Source organism: Paenibacillus sp. FSL R5-0475 (assembly GCF_038004585.1).
GTDB lineage: Bacteria > Bacillota > Bacilli > Paenibacillales > Paenibacillaceae > Paenibacillus_AQ.
In genome coordinates, this window is the sequence record NZ_JBBORK010000001.1 from 2,782,109 (window position 1) to 2,801,742 (window position 19,634).

Sequence of the window (19,634 nt, forward strand, 5' to 3'; positions counted from 1 at the left end):
TCATGCCTAGGATGACCGGGAAGTTTTTCAAAATATGAGAATGTATAAGCTTCACAAATTATTCGCTAGCAGCCCATGTATCGTATGCTTGTTGATACGTTGATTCGAGCTTCTCATACCCCATTTTTTTCATTTGAGCGATATATTTGTCCCAATTGGATAATGGCTCTGCGCCTGTAACGAATTTCGCTTCCATTTCCTTCACGTATTTATCCAAATCGGAACGGAGTGTTTTGATTTCCGTCTGTTGGTCTACCGTCAGGAATACCGATGGGAAGGGAGTCTTTGCAATAGGTGTAAGCTTTGTAGCTGTTTCTTTATCAATCCAGTCATCAAAGCTAGTACGAAGACCTAAAACATAGCTGTTCTCATAGGAACCTGGTGTATTAATCCCGTAGTTTGGCGTGATTGTACCGCGGTATTCTTCACGATCCGTACCATCTGGAACTGGCAGCCATTCTTTCTCGCCTGTTGCTTTATCTTTGTATTTAAATAACGTACCTTCAGGTCCATACGCCCAGAAGGAATACCCTTCTTCGCTAAATTGGTAATCAATCCAGCGCATACTTGCTTCCGGGTTCGGGTTCGTATTTGAAATCGCGAAACCGCCAATGGTGTTAATACCAGGATGCTTGCCGTATACAGGTGTTCCAGCAATATCACTAGATACAGGCTGCATCATCGGGTTATCTTCACTCGGTTCACCACCAAGCGTGAAGTATGGGAAATAATCGGAGAATAAGGCCACTTGATTGTTTTTCCCTTTTGCTTTCTTCTGCTCATCGGTTTGAGAGAATGTTTCATGATCCAGCAAATCCTCGTTCCATAAGCGATTCAAGAAGGTTAAATATTCTTTGTAGGCTGGTTCAGCTTGTGGAAAGTGTACTTTGTTCTCCTTATCTACGTAGATATCCTCGTTATACATCCCCCAGAATCCGAGGAAGAACATCCGTAAATCATCTAATTTCACAGAGGATAGAGGAACCTCATCGTCTTTACCGTTTCCGTTCGCATCTTCCTCTTTAACCTTCTTCAAATAGTTGTATAGCTCTTCTGTTGTCTGCGGTAATTTGTTTTCCATGCCGAACTTCTTCAAGAACTTCCCGTTATACCACATCGGTCCACGATACCATACCGCAGATGGCTGAATATTGCGTAGTGCATAGATATGTCCATCTGGTGTTGTCATTGATTTGCGAATATCCGGATTTGCATCGAGAATTTTTTTTAAATTAGGTGCGTAGCCCTCATCAATGTATTTTTCTAAAGGCAGCAACAATCCTTGACTTCCGTAGGTAACTTGATCCGATCCTTTTAGATCCGCCGCATAGAAAATATCGGGAAGCGTACCGCTTGCAAATACCAAATTCTTTTTCGTCTCAAAGCTGTCTTGTGGGGCGTTTTGAATCTTTAACTTAATATTCGTCATCTTCTCGTATTCCTGAATAACAGGCATCTTGTTCCAATCCTGACGTCCTATATCCGGTGCCATAATGGATAGCTCAATCGGTTTATCCACGATAGGAAAGCCCGTCTTATGAACCTCTGTGGCTGTGTCTGAGCCTTCTGTGCTTGCTGTCCCCTTATCGCTACTTGATCCACATGCAGTAAGAATAGACATTGACATGGAAAGAACTAACAACATGAGTCCAGCTTTACGATAAATCGTCATACAAAAACCTCCCCTTTGTTATTTGTATCTTAAGATCAACCCTTAACAGAGCCAATCATGACACCTTGCACGAAATAACGCTGTAAGAATGGATAGACAACAATAATCGGAAGCGTAGATACGATAATGACCCCATACTTCACAAGTGAAGCAATTTCTGCCTTGTTGTTCTGGGCTGCTGCAGCTGTCGCATCGATAATGCCACCTACTTGAGATTGCATTTCCTGAAGCACGAGAATCTGACGAAGCACAAGCTGCAACGGATACTTCGCATCATCATTCAGGTAGATCATGGCGCCGAAATAGCTGTTCCAATGCCCTACCCCGTAGAATAAGGCCATAACTGCGATAATTGGCATCGATAACGGGAGAACAATCCGCAGGAATAAGCGAATATTCGTCGCGCCATCGATTTGAGCCGCATCTTGAAGCTCAGCTGGAATGGAGTTCGCGAAGAAGGTACGAGAGACAATAATATTCCAGATTGACGCTGCGCCAGGAAGTACTAGTGCCCACATCGTGTTGACCATGCCTAGCCCTTTTACCAACATGTATGTAGGGACGAGACCCCCTCCAATGAACATCGTTACCATGAACATACCCATGAAAAACCCACGGCCTACAAAGTCCTTACGACTGAGTGCATATGCCGCTGGCATCGTAACGACCAAGTTAATCGTTGTGCCTAGCAATGTATACAAAATCGTATTTCCATACCCCGTCCAAATCTTCGAGTTCTGAAATACAATTTCATACCCCTTAAAGGTAATACCTTTTGGAAGAAGCCACATTTCACCTGAAGCAACCATCTTCGGATCACTGATAGATGCGCTAATAATATATAAGATGGGATATGCGACTAACAACAATGCAATTGTCACATACGTATAGGTGCAAATTAGAAATATTCGATCTCGCTTAGATAGCTTTATACCTGATACCATAAATTCCAACCTCCTTCTACCATAGACTGTTCTCGCTCGTACGGCGGACAATTTGATTCACCGTAATAAGCAGGATGCAATTCACAATGGAGTTAAATAAACCAACAGCTGTTGAGAAGCTATATTGCGCATCGACAAGACCAGATCGATAGACAAAGGTTGAAATCACGTCAGAGCTTGACATATTCAATGAATTTTGCAGAAGTAATATTTTCTCAAAACCTACACTTAACAAGCCACCCATATTTAGAATTAATAGAATGGTCATGGTCGGTATAAGCGTTGGAATATTGATGTGGCGAACACGCTGGAAGCGAGAGGCTCCGTCAATAATTGCCGCTTCATGCAAGCCTGGGTCTACTCCCGAGAGTGCCGCCAAATAAATAATCGTCCCCCACCCCGCACTCTGCCACACGCCTGAGAATACATACATCGTCTTAAACCAACCAGGGCTTGTCAGAAACTGCGGTGCACTAAAGCCTAAGCTTTCAATGGCATGAATAATCATTCCGTTCGATGGAGACAAGAAGGTAATAATCATCCCCGCCATAACAACGACAGAAATGAAATGAGGTGCATACGTAACGGTCTGAACAAGTCGCTTGAAGAAGCCATCCTTCACTTCGTTAAACGCAAGCGCCAGAATAATTGGGATTGGGAATCCAATGGCTAATTCATACAAGCTAATACTGAGCGTGTTCCACAGCAAATCCCAGAAATAGTACGAGTTAAAAAATCGAATGAAATGATCAAAGCCTACCCATTCACTGCCAAAATAGCCTTTTGATGGAATATAGTTCTTAAAAGCAATCTGAATCCCATACATCGGTCCATAGCTAAAAATGAGGAAGTAAAAGAATGCGGGTGCGATAAAAATGTAAAGCTCCCAATTCTGCCAAATCTTCTTCCATGTCTCGTTTCCGCCCTTACGCTTTTCTTTCGGTTCTGAATTCACAGTTCGCATGTGTACGCTTTCCGTTTCATGCATCGCGACATCCCCTCCTTGTAGGTAATGATGAGAACACTCAGATCATCGAGTGAGCATCATTATCTGTTGCATTGTTATCTATCGCATTGTTGTTAGCGCTTACATTTACAATATAAACAATTGACCCAATCGTAAATATGTCATTCTCGCTTGTCAAAAATTACGTGTTGTAGTGCGGGAATAACCGCGTCACAACGCTATGTGGGCATCATAACAGTATGTCATTCTTGTGCTTTCTCGTTGATCATTTCGTTGTATTACCATGCTCACCTGCACACAGGGCAATGTATGTAAATCTCCACAACATGTGTTTTTTTTGCGTAGTACAACTCAATTCACACATAATCTAACGTTTGTTGACTAATAAATCATGTTTGTTATCTGGATGATAATCGCATTGCTCTTATACAATGAACTTGCGTAAAGCGGTTTCAAGAGCGTGTGAATTTACAAATGACTTACATGAAGGAGTGAACGAGATGAGCGCAAAACCTGAACAACTGAAGCGTAGAAAGCGCTTTACTTGGAGGAAACAAGATTTTGAATTAACACTATTAGCCATTCCCACAACGATTTGGTACATTCTGTTCTGTTACTTACCCATGTTCGGCATTATCATCGCTTTCAAGCAGTTCAAAATTTCTGGGGGCTTTATTAGCAATGTAGTAAATAGTCCTTGGGTCGGTTTTAAAAACTTCGAATTTTTATTTAAATCCAATGATGCCTGGATTATTATCCGCAATACGATTGGGTATAACATCATTTTTATTATTACGGGCATCGTACTCCCAGTGTTGTTCGCGATCATGATTGGATTACTCCATAATCGCAAAGCCAGCAAAGTGTATCAAACGATGATGTTCCTCCCTTATTTCCTCTCTTGGGTCGTCATCTCTGCAGTCGGTTGGGCATTCTTCAGCTTTGACAAAGGGATCCTGAATCAATTTCTCGGTAACATCGGACATGATCCCGTGAATTGGTACATGCAGCCTGAGTATTGGCCTTACATTCTCGTTCTATTAAATATATGGAAAGGTATCGGCTATGGCATGATTATCTATCTCGCTACCATTACAGCGATCGATAGTTCGTATTATGAAGCCGCTGTCATTGATGGAGCCTCAATTTGGCAACAGACTCGCTTCATCACACTACCTTTACTCAAACTGGTGATCGTGATGATGTTCATCCTGTCGGTCGGACGGATATTCTATACCGACTTCGGTCTCTTCTTCCAGGTCACGCGTGATTCTAACTCCTTATATAATGTGGCCACGACCGTTGATGTCCTCGTCTATAAGCAACTGAAAAGCGCAACGATCGGTATGGCATCTGCTGCTGCATTTGTTCAATCCGTTTTGGGATGTATTACGATTCTGTCCGCCAACTGGATTGTGAAGAAGATTGATCCAGATAGCGCAATGATTTAGGAGGTAAGAACATGGCAACAAAAACCTATGAATCCGGGCTTGATAAGTTTAATCGAACAAGTAAAGGAATTAACATCCTATTTAACTCCATTTTTCTGGTCATCGCACTTGCCTGTGTTGTGCCCGTTATCGTCGTATTATCGATTTCATTAACCAATGAATCTTATATCCGAGACGTTGGCTACAGTATCTTTCCAGCCGATTTTTCTTTTGAAGCTTACAGTTTTATTGCTAAGCAAGGAACGATGATTCTACGTGCTCTAGGCACCTCGACCCTTGTCACTGTAGTAGGTACTGTACTTGGCGTCCTTCTTACAACATCGATGGGTTATGTTATTTCACGCCCGTCATACAAGTTAAAAAGCTTTCTGACTTGGATCGTATTCATTCCGATGGTTTTCAATGGTGGTCTCGTATCCAGTTATTTCATCAATGCAAACTTACTAGGGCTGAAGGATAGTTTCTGGGCTCTGATCTTACCGCTTGCAGTCTCATCCTTTAACGTCATTATTTGTAAAACCTTTTTCACAAGCACGATTCCAGATGGTGTAATTGAATCGGCAGAAATTGATGGTGCTAATCAAATTAGGATCTTCTTCTCGATCATATTGCCTATATCGCTACCTGTTCTCGCAACGATAGGATTGTTCCTATGCTTCAACTATTGGAACGACTGGTTCCAATCCATGTTGTATATTGATAACCCGAATCTCTACTCGTTACAGGCGTTGCTTAACAATCTAATGACCAATGCCGATGCACTTGCCAGAAATGCTTCAAGTATGGGCGTTAGTTCTGCAGAGCTCATCGCGAAAATGCCTAAAGAGTCCGCGCGTATGGCGGTCGCCATCCTCATCATCTTGCCTGTTGCTTGTGCATATCCATTCTTCCAGAGATATTTCATTTCTGGTCTGACAGTCGGCGCAGTCAAAGGCTAAATTACGAAGTAAGCCAAATTTATACTGGTTTATGATATAGCAAACAACCAATCCATAGGGGGAGTTAAAGTGAAGAAAATCTTCAAGATTGCCTCAACACTCTGTATTCTGACATTAATGGGATCCGCCTTAGCAGCATGCGGTAGTTCCAACAACTCGGCTTCATCGACGAATGAACCATCAAACAACTCTACATCAACAGAAACAGCAGGTAAAAAGGATATTCCGACCCTGGTATGGTGGCAGATCGGTAATACGCCACTTCCTGCGAACTTTAGTAAAGCAATTGACAAGATGAATGAATATACTGCGGAGAAAATCGGGGTAAAAGTCGATCTTCGTGTGGCCAGCTGGGGCGAATGGGATACGAAGATGAACACCATTGTGAACACAGGTGAGCCGTTCGACATGATGTTCACGAATAACACGAAGTACAGTAAACAAGTCTCGATGGGAGCTCTTACGGACATCACGGATTTAGTCCAAAGCGAAGCCCCAGACCTGTACAAATTAATTCCGTCCGAAGTATGGGATGGCACAAAAATTGGCGGGAAATACTATGCAGTTCCAACTTATAAAGATTCTTCTGTTTCTCAATATTGGAGCTATGATGACAAGCTCGTACAGAAATACAATATCGATTACCAGAACATTACATCTATGCAAGATTTAGACAAGCCACTTCATGATATAAAAGCTGGTGAAGGCAAGAGCTTCTACCCACTTCGACTTATTCAAAGTGAAGCCTTCTCGGGTATGTTCAATAACTATGATGATTTAACGTTAGGATTCTTCCCTGTAGGTGTAAAAGTAGATGATCCTTCTCGCAAGGTGATCTCCGTTTTCGAACAGCCTGATGTCATGGCAAATTTGAAATTGCTTCATAAATGGTATCAAGATGGAATTATCAATCCAGATGCTCCAACCAAAACAGAAAAAGAAAAATATAACCCATTTGGTACGCAACAAGCCTTCCCAGGAGCAGAGATCGCGATGCAAATCAATGCGGGCGTAGAAAAATTTGTTATGAACAAAACATTTGGTCCGCTTTATACGACAAGTACAATTCAAGGCTCCTTAAACGCAATCTCTGCGAATTCCAAGTACAAAAAAGAAGCTTTGAAATATCTGCAATTAGTAAACACAGATTCAAAGCTCCGTAATATGCTAGCATTTGGTGAAGAAGACGTTGATTTCAAGTATGTAGATGGTAAAGATAACGTTATCGAGCGCACATCGGATACATGGCCACTCGCTGCTTACTCACAAGGTACCTTCTTCAATATGGCTATAACCAAAGGCGCACCTGAAGATCAATGGGACCAAGTGAAGAAATTAAACGAACAAGCTGTAGCATCCACTGTTCTAGGCTTCGCACTCGATATCAGCGAAATTCAGACAGAAGTTGCGAACGCACAGTCTACATTTGATAAATATAAATACGAATTGCTAACAGGTGCTTCTGACCCAGAGAAGATTGTACCAAAAATGTTAGCCGAATTGAAAAAAGCGGGAATGGATAAAATTATTCAAAAAGCACAGGAAGAAATCGATAATTATTTCAAATAAACCATACACTAATACGACACATGGTATAGTTTGACAACTATACCATGTGCTTTTGTTGTAGAATAAGCAATTTGTATTTGATTATATAGGTCCTTTTGTACTATATTCAATTACAACCTACATGTATTGAGGTGCCACATGAATACGTTTCTACGCATTAAAATTTATCGTAGTAAATTTTGGTCCTATGTGATATTCATTTTGTTAATCGGACTAACGTTAGGGGCACTGACCAGTGCCATCGTCATCAATCAATCCGTTGGTAATGCTCGCATCGAGGCGGCAAATGCCTTTTCTCGGACAGAGAACAACTTACAGAATGACGCAGATCGTATTGAAGCTTATATGCAGCGTATTTATTCAAATCAAGACTTGATGAACGATGCTAGTTATTTTCTAAGTCCAACCATTGATGATTATCTTACTAAACGATTAAAGAACAGTACATTCAATCTACGACCGCTTATCTCTTTTCCTGAAGATGTGAAAACTTATCTGTACAATTGGGCGCAAGGAGATATTACACAAATTAGTGTTCATACAGTGAAGCAAGGCAATGTTATAGACTTTAATAGTAATGGCATTCCCCGCTTCCAGTTTGGTCTATCCAATGATGATCTTATGTTTGCAGAGAACATTCAACGGGGATTTGTATATCGCAAAAAATTGCTTCAGCTTGCGGAGGGTTCCGCCGAAATTCGCTTTCAAATAAGCAGCGAACAAATTTTCAGCATCGTTAATAATTATCAACTTGGTCATGCAGCAGCTATTAATGATTCAGGAGAAGTGTATCTGATTGGCAACGACAATACAATGTCTGAGCAGATCATTCAGCAGGCCATTGCCAATAAAAATACGCATGGTGTAATACTAAAAAACTGGATGTCTCCCATTTTCTATGTCACTTTTCCATCCACCAAATTTAATTATAAGTTTGTTAGCACCATCGAATTAAGGGTATTGGTACAGCAGCATGCGTCTACGCTCATTTTATTATTTCTAGTTATTCTAACGGCCATGATTTGTGTTCTATTACTTGTTGTCTATAACCTTCGAGATGATGCACGATTCCTGCACCGTATTATTCAGTCTATAAAACGCGTTAAGACAGCGAACTTTACTCCAAATAAACCTGCACGCTATCGTCGAAATGAATATGGTATGATTGCACGTGAAGTGGATGACATGATTCACCAGTTAGATAAACATATTCGCAATGAATATTTACTGAAATTGAAACAGCAGGAAGCTGAAATGAAAGCGCTACAGCATCAAATTAATCCTCATTTTCTATATAACACCTTGGAGGTCATTCGCTCTACCGCATTAGTCAATCATGATGCCCATACAGCCGACGCGATTGCTACCTTAGGTGCCCTTTATCGTGAAATGGTAAAAAAAGAGAACATTATCTCGATTGGAAGCGAACTAGAGCTACTGCAAAAATATTTAAAAATTATGGAATTCAAGTATCCTGACCACTTTTATTACCAAATTGATATGGAAGATTCGTTACTCGATGTACCCACCATTAAATTTTGGATGCAGCCTTTGGCGGAGAACTTTTTCATTCATGGCTTTGACAAAGAGAAAGAATTTAATTTATTTGTCGTCAAGGGTAGCGAAGATGAGCATTACTACAGATTGGAATTTATTGATAACGGGGTGTGGATTGAGGAAGAACGCTTAGCCGATATACGACGAATACTGTCTAGTAAACATGAAATATCGACCAAAAGTATTGGTTTATATAATGTTTATGCAAGATTGAACTTTTACTATGATGAAGGTTTTTCAATGCACATTGAGAACAATGATGAAGCAGGCGTAAGGATTTCTGTACAGATTTCTAAAGAGGTGACTAGAGATGTACAAACTTTTAATCGTTGATGACGAGCCACAAATTTTAGAAGGCATGAAACGAATTCTAGATTGGAAGCACTATGGATTTGATTATGTCGAAACCTGTGTTTCGACGGATGCTGCTGTATCCAGAGCCGTACAATTAATTCCTGATATCGCTATTTTTGATGTATGTATTGGTAAAAATCTTGGTTATGATGCCATTCGACAACTCAATGAAGTTCAACTTCCTACGAAATATATAATTATGAGCGGGTATAGTGATTTTAGCTACGCTCAACAGGCTATCCGATGTGGGGTCAAAGATTATTTATTAAAGCCATTAGAGAAAGAAAAGCTCCAGCAAGTTATCGAGAAAATAATTGTTGACGATCTTCATGGTAGCATTGGGGATCCACAGACGAGCACTGCCCACTTGGATCCAGTCATGGGTGTTCCTTACGATTCGTTATCGAAGCTAGTAAATCGTATTTTGCTCATGGTCAGAGAAGATTTCAATCAGAATATTACCTTAAAATCTGTCGCCGATCGTTTTCAAATGAATAGCACCTATCTCGGGCAATTGTTCATTAAAGAAACGAATATGAAGCTTTCCGAATATTTAATGCTGTATCGCATGCAACGTGCTAAAGAGCTTATCCAGACCACGAATGAGAAAATCCATTGGATCGCATGTTCAGTCGGATATAATAATATGAATTATTTCTACACACATTTCCATAGCTATTACGGAAAATCTCCTTCCGATCTGCGCTAAAAAAGTTAGACAACGATTTGCTACCAAGAACGAGTCAAGGAGATGCATGTCATGTATAAACGTTGGTTTATCTTTGGCCTTTTTCTATTACTAATCATTCAATTAATCGGTTGCACCAAACATACAGAGGCTCCAATATCTAATAATGAAACGCCCGTTAACCTTATTTATTATACGATCGGCGAGCCGGACAATGATCTACGTAAGGTGAATGACAAAATAAATGAAGTCCTTTTGCGTAAAATCGGCATTACGATCACCTATAACAAAATTGGCTGGCAAGAATACGATAGCCGATTAAATACAATTATTTCATCTGATACCCCCTTTGATATTGCCTTTGCGCCGGATTACTCTACGTATGCAAAACAGGGAAAGTGGTTGAAGCTGAATGACTATTTAATGAACCAAGGCAAGGACATGTATAATGCAATTGATCCAATCTTCTGGAAAGGTGTCCGTTTACCTGATGGCAGCATTTACGGCATACCGACGAATAAAGAATTAGCCGTAGTTGAGCATTGGATGTATCCCGCTGATCTTGTAAAGAAATATCACATTGATATTACGAAATACAACACGCTAGAATCGCTAGAGCCACTGTTACGTATGATTCAAATAAATGAGCCCGATTACTTACCCATGGAATTTAACCGGGATGCTCATAATTTTTTTAAGATGTATGGATATGAATATATAACGAACTATAAAATTCCATTAATGATTCAATCGACACAATCAAATGCTTCGATCGTCAATATTTTCGAAACGGATGAAGCCAAACAAATTTTAAAGACCGTTCGACGATACTATCAACTTGGTTTCATTAATAAAGATGCTGCGCTGCGTGAACCAAGTTCACTTCAACGCGGGTTGAAAGTTTTCTGGAAATCCGCAAGCGGAGGCCCGCTATCCGAGAGTGTTTGGAGTAAGGATCTGGGCTATCAAGTGGTCGCTCATCCGGTAACACAAGAAGTGGCAACGACAGAATCCGTTCTTGGTGGCATGATGACTGTAAATGCAAATACGAAGCATCCGGAGGAAAGTATTAAATTTCTAAATTTATTAAATACCGATCCCGAATTACGTAATTTATTCAACTATGGGATCGAAGGAGTCCATTACAATTTAAACAAAGTGGGCCAGGTTGTCCTCGTTTCACCAAATTATACTGGGATACAGTATACACAAGGCAATTGGTTTATCTTAAAAACACTTGGTGGAAAATATCCTGATCCGCTAGATAAATGGGAACAATACAGAGCGTACAATGCTAAAGTGGTGGAATCTAAAGTACTCGGCTTTAATCCAGACCTTTCCTCGCTATCTGAGCAAGTCGATGAGATCGAAATCGTCTGGAATAAATATTATCCGATTCTCATGACCGGCAGCGTCGATGTAGATACCTTTCTGCCCAAATTCAATCAAGAGTTGCACGAAGCAGGTATCGACGACGTACGCAAAGCCATTCAAGCGCAGTTAAATACTTGGCAGAAGCATCATTCCAAGTAAGGTGAGGTTAGCATCTTTAAACGATGCTGAAGAACTTTCTAGACTAACGAATTGGTTGCCGTAGCAGAGATAAGTGGAAAAATCAATAGTATGAAGGTTCTGACTGGTAGAAGGAATAACGCTGCGATTAAAAAGTGTGAACAGTGCAATTATGTTAAAGACGATGAACAGATGTTAAAGAAAAGGTTGGAGGATTAAATTAAATAAAAATTACTCCTTTGAAAAATGACGTTAATCCTAGATAAAATCAAAGCTGTCCCAAGTAGCCATTTCTATGGCTTTTGGGACAGCCTCTTTTTCACATCCATATTCATCAAATATTCTACGGATACAGGACCATTCCACCATCAGCAAATATCGTAACTCCCGTCACATAGCTTGCTTCTTGAGACAGTAACCAAGCTACAGGTGCAGCAATTTGTTCCGGTGTTCCAATTTGACGTGAAGGAATTTTGTTCAATATTTGTTCAGTAATCTGCGGATCACTGAGTAATTTACCGTTCATAGGCGTATCAATCGCTCCAGGAGCAACGGCATTAATCCGAATTCCTCGATCGGCATATTCACGTGCTAATGATTCCGTTAGTAGCTTTAACCCACCTTTGGACGAAGCATAATGTACATATTGAGGCTTAGGAATCTGTTGATGCACGCTCGATACATTCACAATACTTCCCTGCATATCTTTCTTCAGGAGATATTTAATCGTTTCTTGGCACCCTAGGAATGTTCCGCGCAGATTCACATCCATGATCCGATTCCACTCATCTATAGGTAATTGCTCCGATGGATATTGAGACTGTACCCCTGCATTATTAACAATTCCATGTAATGTTCCGAAATGACCTACCGCCACATCAACTAATTTATTGGCGGTATCCACTTGTCCTACATCACCTTGGCACGCAACAGCTTGCCCGCCTGAGGCTTCAATGAGCGCAATCGCTTCCTCGGCTAAAGCTTTACTTTGATCACTCGTAAAATTGATAACGACTTTACATTTTTCTTTGCCCAAGCGAAGCGCGATCCCTCTACCAATGCCTTGCGCTGCACCTGTGACAATAAATACCTTTCCCTGTAAATCGTCAAACATAGGAACATCTCCTTACACTACGTCGTATGACTTCCATTCATCGAGCTACTCCATGATAATTTCAATGCAAATGACTTTGTCTGCTGCGCCTTGATCACAATGGCTTCACCACGTTGGATCGATTCCTGTAAACCCGCTTCATGTGAAGCCGAATTTGGTTCTACACCCATGACATAACAGGCCCCGTAGAATGGATAGTCTTGAAGACCATTAAATTCTTGCCACAACCACAGGTTTGGCATCGTGTCTACATCCCATTCTACACGAACACGTAAATCCATTTTATCATTTATAATCGTATAGCATCCCATCGTCAGTTCTTTTAGAATCGCAAAATCTGTAGCCTTTCCTGAAGGGACATGTCCTAGATCACAACCCATATCTTCGATCGGCCATGAAAATACACCTTTTTTCAAACGAGATAATTCCGAATCCCGCTCATACGATTCGACCGATCTCGCAGGTGCTTCAAGCCGTGTTCCAGGTCCAATGAATGGCGCACCGAACGCGATATGCTGTCCCCATTCGGCATACAAAGCTTGCTGCCCCTGATTCGTAACGGATTCCTTCAACTCAATGCACTGCTCTACTTCGTCTATCGTTACAATTCGCTCCATCGCAAAAGGTGATTTATATAGTAGTGTGGAGAATATAATCTGAACCTTTGTATCCGTTACTTCTCCGAGCTTATATGTCCAGGGTACCTGACAAGCCTCGCCGTGAAAATTATGCATAACTCCATAGTTATAGCTATCATCCCCTGCATTGGGGAATAAAATTTGCCAGCCCCCCGGGTAGCTTTGTAACCAGCGCTCCTTGGACGTATGACAGAAATCGATGCGATTCCCTAGCTTGGAGATTCCCCAAGGGCTTTCCCATAATATATTCGTACGATCAATACAAATTTTATAGATATCTCCACCTTTCTCTGGCAGAAACTCTACGATTAATCCGTCTCCCACGACCTGTAACACGTCCATGTGACCAGGGTTTGAAATGGTTCGAATGTCCATATTACAGGATCCCGAACTTCTCAAATACCTCGGATACTTTCATCCCCTTCAAAATATGCTCACGAACCATATTCTCTCCGTTCACCTTCTCGAATGCTTTTGCAATGACTTCATCCTCGACATCCTTCGGAACGACAACAATACCATCTATATCTCCGAAAATAAGATCACCTGGCTGTATCTGTACGTCACCAATTTTGATCGGTACATCAAAATCAATCACCTCATTGCGGGCATAAGAATCGGTTGGACGCGTCCCTTTTACAAACACAGGGAAGCCTAGTTGTTTGATTTTCTTTACATCACGGCACAGGCCATCAATAACAGCACCTCTACCTCCAGCCACCTTCGTAGCTGCGGACATTAACTCACCGAAGAAGGCAGAGCGCTCGGAACCCCCGACATCACCAACAAAAACTTCACCAGGCTGCATACCATCTAGCACTTCAATTTGCTTTTTATAGGCTTGAGCCGGTTTTCGATAGACGTCTGCTACTTGGACTGTTTTGGCGTAACCGCATACGACCATATCCGGGTCTAGGGGACGAATATGCTGTGGTAATGCCTGATTACGTAGCTCTAGACTATCCAAAATATCAGATATGACGGCAGAATATAGTTTTTCTTGCAATTGATCTAAATAGGCTTGATTTTTCATAAGATTCATCCCTTTACTATAATATTTATGCTCTTATTCTTGTTCAACTTGACGCATAATGGCACGCATATAACCTAACGCATACGCCATCCCCGCATGCCAAGGCGCATCACAAGTCATTAGTGGCGTATGGTCGGGTATAAGTACACCTGTAAACTGATGCTTCTTCAATACACGTAATGCTTTCAACATATCAATATCACCTTCATCGATAAAAACCTCTGTGTAATGAGGCACCTTCCCTTTAACATTACGAAAATGAACATATGAAATTTTATCCTGTGAAGCATATTGATCAATCGCTTCATACACATCTCCACTCACCATTTCTTGAATAGAGCCCATACAGAACTCAATCGAATTACTTTGGCTAGGAACAAGGTCTATCATTTTCTGATATTTATCAGGCTCATTCACTAATCGAGCATGCTGACGGATTTGCGGCATCGGCGGATCATCTGGATGTAATGCTAATTTAACCCCAGCTTCTTCCGCAACAGGTAGAACACGTTCTAGAAAATAGGCCAAACGATCCCATATTTCTTGCTCCGAGGTTGGTGGGAGATATCCCTTATCTAACAAACTCGCGTCATACGTCATATTCCATACCTGACCCAGTGGGATTGGATGATTTAACTCATTGCTGTCAGGATGAAATGTCGATGTTAGCGCTCCTCCTCGTGCAGATGGCTTTTGAATATGTCCCCACACACCAGCAATACTGAAGTTATATCCAATTACAGGAATCCCTGCTCGACCTACATTCCGGATGATCTGCTTAATCTGTTCAATTTGTTCGTCTCGTTTTGGGCCAGCAAGTAACACATCATACCAATCCGATGGATTAAAATTTTCAATCGCTGCGAATTCAAGCCCTTCTTGATTGAGCTCTTCTTTTAATTTCACAAGATTCTCATATTCCCAGATTGGGTCATTTAAGCGTGCTACACCATAATTTCGTTGCCCATCTGTTGAAGGAAGTCCCTCATCATCAATATCTCCATAATAATTTACGAGATGGACAACAACCGCCTCACAGCCTGCCTGTTTCGCAAATCGATAATAATCTGTATGTAACATATGACGATATAAACCAATACCTAATCGCATTTCTTTTGCTCCTTTACATGCTTGATTAGATCACCCAATCTAAAATCTGAAATATCAGTTTAAACAAGCATAAACGACTACGTCGTCCTTTTAAGAGCGAATAGCGTTTGTGCAGGAAAGACCAGTCAGTTTAGATTGCCCCACCATTCTCTTCTATTAGAAACATCATGTGTTTCTTACTCTTCTCCAAGTGCGACACGAGTAAATGAGTCGCTTGTTCCAGGCGATCTTGCTTTATTTCCTCAATAATCTGCTCGTGCTCTAGCAAACCTTCATTAGATCGATCGAAGTTCTGGAAATGAAATATACGTGAAATATACAGAAAGCTATTTAAAAGCTCATATTGATTTAGAATTAACTGGTTATGGCTCATCGTCACAATAGCTTTATGAAACAGAACATCTGCTTCTAGAAATTGTTCATACAAAAATTGGGGACTATTCAGATGGGTACTTGCACGCTCCACAAACTCTGTTAATTTCGTAACAAGATGCTCACGATCTTCCTGCGATAAGTGTTCTATGCACCATTTCTCAATCATGATGCGAGCATCCATCACTTCAGCGATTCGACCACTCGTTAATTGACTCACATAGGTACCTGACCGTGATACGACTTCAATAAGTCCATCATTCGCCAATCGATGGATCGCAAGCTTCACAGGAGTTTTACTAACCCCCATCTTCTCACTTAAATCATTGAGATCCAGTCGTGCTCCACCTTTATATTCCCGCGTAAGGATTTGATTCTTCAAAATTTGGTACACTTGCTCATTTAAATCTAGTCGTTCAATTTTTACATTCATAGGACAACTCCAATAGATTCAAGTTCAAACTGAAATATCAGATATCAGATTTAAGTTCATTATAAGATGCATCTTACAAAAATTCAATACTTAATTGCAGACTTTCGAATGTGTGCGCCATGCCTTCGGCGTTACACCAATTAATTTCTTGAAGACCGTCGCGAAATGTTGGCTCGTCTTAAACCCAAGCTCCATAGCAACATCCGTTATGCTCACCTTCGATTCCTCTAACATACGACAAGCACAGTCCATTCGAATCCGATCCATAAACGCTGTTGGTGATTGTCCGTTCATTTCACGAAATATACGGTAAAAGTGCGACTCACTTAAACCAATCTCCGACGCAAGCTGTCCTATCGTATAGCGTTCAGATGGATTCTGTTCCAGTCTTGTCTTAAGCTCCAGCGTATACGCGTGCATATCATGCGACTGCGCTTTGAGTGGAGTGTTATGCAAAATGCGTTGTAGAATTTCCAGAACTCCATGACGAATCTGAAATTCCACAAGCTCTGTATCCTGCTGGTTAATTAACTGTTGGACCCTTTTGAAATAATCTACGATTTCCTTGCTAACCAACTGAATACGAGGACAGCGATGTATCCATTGTGCAAATACTTGGCGTTCAGCATCATCCAGTCCGAACCAATGACCATGCTGCAGCGGATCACGAACGATGATCCACCAGATCCTACATGGCCCAATATAATCAAAACTAGCACGGTGACGTTCACCAGGTCGTGTATAAATGATATGCTGTGCGCTCGTTGGGTGAAATTGACCATTAACTTCCCACACTGCGGTTCCTTGCTCCATATATACAAACTCATAAGCATCTTCGTGCACGTGATTTGTCAAAGGCATGGCTCTACTGAAATGGTCGTATCCCAGAAGGATCAGATCTTTAACATGGGCTGCAGGACCCTCTTCCCAATCGATTAAATATACCCAGCGTTCACTCTTTATAGCGTCTGTCATCGTATTCACGCTGCCTCTCTTCTGATCACATTAGCTTACTCCGAATCGTATATTTGCTCATTTATGTTTCTGATCCTATTAGATACAAATTGAAAAGTCAAATGATATAAATTGTTTTAAACTGAAAGCGTAAACACGAATAAGGAGTGATAAACGTGCCACACAGCACACCACAGATCCATGTTGTATTCAAGACACATTTAGATATCGGATATACCGATCTCGCTAAACATGTTACTGATCGTTATATGAAACTATTTTTCCCAAGTGCAATCACAACAGCACAGTACTTTGATGAACATCCTGATCAAGGTTCTTTTATTTGGACAACGGGTTCTTGGTTAATTCATCACTTACTCAAACATGGAACAACCGAGGAGAAACAGCAAGTAGAGGAAGCTATTGCAAAAGGCTATTTAAGATGGCATGGCCTCCCTTTCACGACCTATACCGAATTATACGATGCCGAGCTTCTAGATTACGGTATTCAAATGGCCACACGTCTTGACCAACGCTTTGGTATCCACACCATTGCAGCCAAAATGACGGATGTCCCTGGTCATACACGTGCGCTGATTACACATATGGCCAAGGCGGGTATGAAGTATCTTCATTTAGGTGTAAACCCATCAAGCCATGTTCCTCATGTTCCTGAGATGTTTTTGTGGAGAAATCCAGATGGTTCTGAAATCGTCGTTCAATATAGTAAAGATTATGGAACAACCTTCGAAACAGAAGGCTTGAATGATGTTTTATACTTTGCTCATACGCATGATAATCATGGTCCTTCCACCGTTGAACAAATTAAAGCGGAATTCACTCAACTTCGTGAGGCCTATCCACATGCGGATATCAGAGCATCCACGTTGGATCAATATGCGGAGAAGGTATGGGCCATTCGTGATACGTTACCGATCGTCGAAGAAGAGATTGGGGATAGCTGGATCCATGGATCTTCGACTGATCCCTACAAATTAGCTTGTTATCGTGAACTACTTCGCTTAAAGAGTAAATGGCTACTAGAAGGATCTCTTGCTGCAGCCGACGAGGAATATCACAACTTCTGCGATGAATTAATTATGATTCCTGAGCATACGTGGGGTGTAGATATTAAGCGTTATCTGGCAGATTACATTCATTATGATAAGGAAGATTTTCAGCAAGCACGAGCTCGAGACAAGGTTGATGTGAACTTAAACCCACTTGAATATCGTTTTTACGAAAAAAATTCACGCGCTGAAATGATCGAGATGTTCGGCGTGGAAGCCGTGGAGAAGCTTAGTGCCCGCTCATATAGTCTCATGGAGCAGTCTTGGCAAGAGCAACGGGAATATTTAGAAAATGCCGTATCTACTCTGGGCGTAAAACGTCAGATCGAAGCACGAGCTGCTCTAGCCGCATTACGACCGGTTCGTCCACAGATTACTAATGCGGATGCGACAATCCTGTACACGGATCAATCCTATACTTTAGGAGACTTTGAGGTCGTGTTTGAGGATAACGGTTCTATTATCAGTTTGCTAGACCAACGTAATCGAGAGTGGGCTGGGCCGAACAACCCGATCGGATTATTCTCATATGAGACTTTCTCCCAAGCGGATTATGATCGTTGGTACCGTGAATATCACGTGCGATGGAAAAATACGCATGTATGGGCAACCGGAGATTTCGGGAAACCAGGTATGGATCTGACGAAAGAATGGATAATGCATACCGTGACGAAACCCAAACTATTATCCTTGCAAGCATTATGTGGAGAAGAACAGGATGTTGTCCTTGCTACGTTAAAGATGCCTAGAGCAGCTAGTGAAGGAATGGGTGCTCCACGAGAGTTGACCATCGAATATATATTTAAGAAGCACACTGCTACCGTAGAATGTAAGCTTCAATGGTTCCATAAGGATGCATATCGCCTCCCAGAAGCAGCATGGATGAGCTTCAATCCGATCGTCAATAATCCAAATCAATGGAAGCTTGATAAAATCGGACAACTCACTTCCCCACTAGACGTTGTTAAAGGGGGAAATCGCAATCTGCATGCGGTAGATCAGGGCATGTATTATGCGGCAGCGGACGGTCAAGTGGATATCACGACATTAGATGCCGCGCTCGTATCTCCTGGAGAACCACGGCTTGTGCAATTTGATCATACATTCGCTTCACTTACTGGAGGAATGCATGTCAATTTACACAACAATGTCTGGGGTACAAATTTCCAGGCTTGGTACGAAGAAGATGCGTTATTCCGCTTCAAGCTGAAATTCCAATCTCATCTTTAATCATAAAATACCTAAGAGGAGCTTTACA

16 protein-coding genes are annotated in these 19,634 nt (G+C 41.3%); 7 read left to right on the forward strand and 9 right to left on the reverse strand.

Features of this window, described 5'->3' with window-relative positions:
* Nucleotides 1-58: 58 nt before the first annotated feature.
* The 3 genes from MKX41_RS12460 to MKX41_RS12470 are packed head-to-tail and all read right to left on the reverse strand — an operon-like array spanning nucleotide 59 to nucleotide 3,580.
* Nucleotides 59-1,672 (reverse strand): extracellular solute-binding protein, encoded by a 1,614-nt coding sequence (locus tag MKX41_RS12460; protein WP_076286256.1) that lies wholly within the window; start codon nucleotides 1,670-1,672, stop codon nucleotides 59-61.
* A 35-nt stretch (nucleotides 1,673-1,707) separates the two neighbouring features.
* Complete coding sequence (locus MKX41_RS12465; protein WP_076286257.1) at nucleotides 1,708-2,616, reverse strand: carbohydrate ABC transporter permease; 909 nt, start codon at nucleotides 2,614-2,616, stop codon at nucleotides 1,708-1,710.
* 16 nt (nucleotides 2,617-2,632) lie between these two features.
* A complete protein-coding gene (locus tag MKX41_RS12470) occupies nucleotides 2,633-3,580 on the reverse strand; it encodes an ABC transporter permease (protein ID WP_340974902.1) in 948 nt (315 codons plus the stop codon).
* A gap of 503 nt (nucleotides 3,581-4,083) precedes the next feature.
* Here MKX41_RS12470 and MKX41_RS12475 point away from each other — a divergent pair.
* The 6 genes from MKX41_RS12475 to MKX41_RS12500 all read left to right on the forward strand — a co-directional run bounded on the left by MKX41_RS12475 (nucleotide 4,084) and on the right by MKX41_RS12500 (nucleotide 11,673).
* Entirely contained in the window at nucleotides 4,084-5,034 is a 951-nt protein-coding gene (locus MKX41_RS12475) for an ABC transporter permease (protein ID WP_076286258.1), read from the forward strand.
* Nucleotides 5,035-5,045: 11 nt separating this feature from the next.
* Nucleotides 5,046-5,972 carry a carbohydrate ABC transporter permease gene (locus MKX41_RS12480; RefSeq protein WP_340970792.1) on the forward strand — a complete coding sequence of 309 codons (927 nt, stop codon included), beginning with the start codon at nucleotides 5,046-5,048 and terminating at the stop codon, nucleotides 5,970-5,972.
* A gap of 69 nt (nucleotides 5,973-6,041) precedes the next feature.
* Nucleotides 6,042-7,541: an ABC transporter substrate-binding protein gene (locus MKX41_RS12485; protein WP_340970795.1), complete on the forward strand. Its 1,500-nt coding sequence runs from the start codon at nucleotides 6,042-6,044 to the stop codon at nucleotides 7,539-7,541.
* 138 nt (nucleotides 7,542-7,679) lie between these two features.
* Entirely contained in the window at nucleotides 7,680-9,431 is a 1,752-nt protein-coding gene (locus MKX41_RS12490; RefSeq protein WP_340970797.1) for a sensor histidine kinase, read from the forward strand.
* A complete protein-coding gene (locus MKX41_RS12495) occupies nucleotides 9,409-10,161 on the forward strand; it encodes a response regulator transcription factor (RefSeq protein ID WP_076286262.1) in 753 nt (250 codons plus the stop codon). The genes MKX41_RS12490 and MKX41_RS12495 overlap by 23 nt, the downstream gene beginning before the upstream one ends.
* Before the next feature lie 51 nt (nucleotides 10,162-10,212).
* Entirely contained in the window at nucleotides 10,213-11,673 is a 1,461-nt protein-coding gene (locus tag MKX41_RS12500) for an ABC transporter substrate-binding protein (protein ID WP_340970801.1), read from the forward strand.
* Between the two features lie 322 nt (nucleotides 11,674-11,995).
* Here MKX41_RS12500 and MKX41_RS12505 read toward each other — a convergent pair whose 3' ends face one another.
* The 6 genes from MKX41_RS12505 to MKX41_RS12530 form a co-directional block, all read right to left on the reverse strand.
* The gene (locus MKX41_RS12505) at nucleotides 11,996-12,766 is read right to left on the reverse strand and encodes a glucose 1-dehydrogenase (RefSeq protein ID WP_076286264.1); all 771 of its coding nucleotides are present in this window, start codon (nucleotides 12,764-12,766) and stop codon (nucleotides 11,996-11,998) included.
* 17 nt (nucleotides 12,767-12,783) lie between these two features.
* Complete coding sequence (locus tag MKX41_RS12510) at nucleotides 12,784-13,779, reverse strand: DUF4432 family protein (protein ID WP_340970803.1); 996 nt, start codon at nucleotides 13,777-13,779, stop codon at nucleotides 12,784-12,786.
* Nucleotide 13,780: 1 nt separating this feature from the next.
* A complete protein-coding gene (locus tag MKX41_RS12515) occupies nucleotides 13,781-14,437 on the reverse strand; it encodes an RraA family protein (protein WP_179086738.1) in 657 nt (218 codons plus the stop codon).
* 33 nt (nucleotides 14,438-14,470) lie between these two features.
* Entirely contained in the window at nucleotides 14,471-15,547 is a 1,077-nt protein-coding gene (locus tag MKX41_RS12520; RefSeq protein ID WP_339796693.1) for a mannonate dehydratase, read from the reverse strand.
* Between the two features lie 130 nt (nucleotides 15,548-15,677).
* Entirely contained in the window at nucleotides 15,678-16,352 is a 675-nt protein-coding gene (locus tag MKX41_RS12525) for a GntR family transcriptional regulator (RefSeq protein ID WP_076286268.1), read from the reverse strand.
* Nucleotides 16,353-16,442: 90 nt separating this feature from the next.
* On the reverse strand, nucleotides 16,443-17,327 hold the full coding sequence (locus tag MKX41_RS12530) for an AraC family transcriptional regulator (RefSeq protein WP_076300565.1): 885 nt from the start codon (nucleotides 17,325-17,327) through the stop codon (nucleotides 16,443-16,445).
* Nucleotides 17,328-17,482: 155 nt separating this feature from the next.
* Here MKX41_RS12530 and MKX41_RS12535 point away from each other — a divergent pair, with 155 nt between their 5' ends.
* Nucleotides 17,483-19,606 (forward strand): DUF5054 domain-containing protein, encoded by a 2,124-nt coding sequence (locus MKX41_RS12535; protein ID WP_340970806.1) that lies wholly within the window; start codon nucleotides 17,483-17,485, stop codon nucleotides 19,604-19,606.
* Nucleotides 19,607-19,634 lie beyond the last annotated feature (28 nt).

Excerpts from the sequence above, each read along its gene's own strand:
- MKX41_RS12460 (WP_076286256.1), bottom strand. The coding sequence starts at position 1,672 with ATGACGATTTATCGTAAAGCTGGACTCATGTTGTTAGTTCTTTCCATG.
- MKX41_RS12465 (WP_076286257.1), bottom strand. The coding sequence starts at position 2,616 with ATGGTATCAGGTATAAAGCTATCTAAGCGAGATCGAATATTTCTAATT.
- MKX41_RS12470 (WP_340974902.1), bottom strand. The coding sequence starts at position 3,580 with ATGCGAACTGTGAATTCAGAACCGAAAGAAAAGCGTAAGGGCGGAAAC.
- MKX41_RS12475 (WP_076286258.1), top strand. The coding sequence starts at position 4,084 with ATGAGCGCAAAACCTGAACAACTGAAGCGTAGAAAGCGCTTTACTTGG.
- MKX41_RS12480 (WP_340970792.1), top strand. The coding sequence starts at position 5,046 with ATGGCAACAAAAACCTATGAATCCGGGCTTGATAAGTTTAATCGAACA.
- MKX41_RS12490 (WP_340970797.1), top strand. The coding sequence starts at position 7,680 with ATGAATACGTTTCTACGCATTAAAATTTATCGTAGTAAATTTTGGTCC.
- MKX41_RS12495 (WP_076286262.1), top strand. The coding sequence starts at position 9,409 with ATGTACAAACTTTTAATCGTTGATGACGAGCCACAAATTTTAGAAGGC.
- MKX41_RS12500 (WP_340970801.1), top strand. The coding sequence starts at position 10,213 with ATGTATAAACGTTGGTTTATCTTTGGCCTTTTTCTATTACTAATCATT.
- MKX41_RS12505 (WP_076286264.1), bottom strand. The coding sequence starts at position 12,766 with ATGTTTGACGATTTACAGGGAAAGGTATTTATTGTCACAGGTGCAGCG.
- MKX41_RS12510 (WP_340970803.1), bottom strand. The coding sequence starts at position 13,779 with ATGGACATTCGAACCATTTCAAACCCTGGTCACATGGACGTGTTACAG.
- MKX41_RS12515 (WP_179086738.1), bottom strand. The coding sequence starts at position 14,437 with ATGAAAAATCAAGCCTATTTAGATCAATTGCAAGAAAAACTATATTCT.
- MKX41_RS12520 (WP_339796693.1), bottom strand. The coding sequence starts at position 15,547 with ATGCGATTAGGTATTGGTTTATATCGTCATATGTTACATACAGATTAT.
- MKX41_RS12525 (WP_076286268.1), bottom strand. The coding sequence starts at position 16,352 with ATGAATGTAAAAATTGAACGACTAGATTTAAATGAGCAAGTGTACCAA.
- MKX41_RS12530 (WP_076300565.1), bottom strand. The coding sequence starts at position 17,327 with ATGACAGACGCTATAAAGAGTGAACGCTGGGTATATTTAATCGATTGG.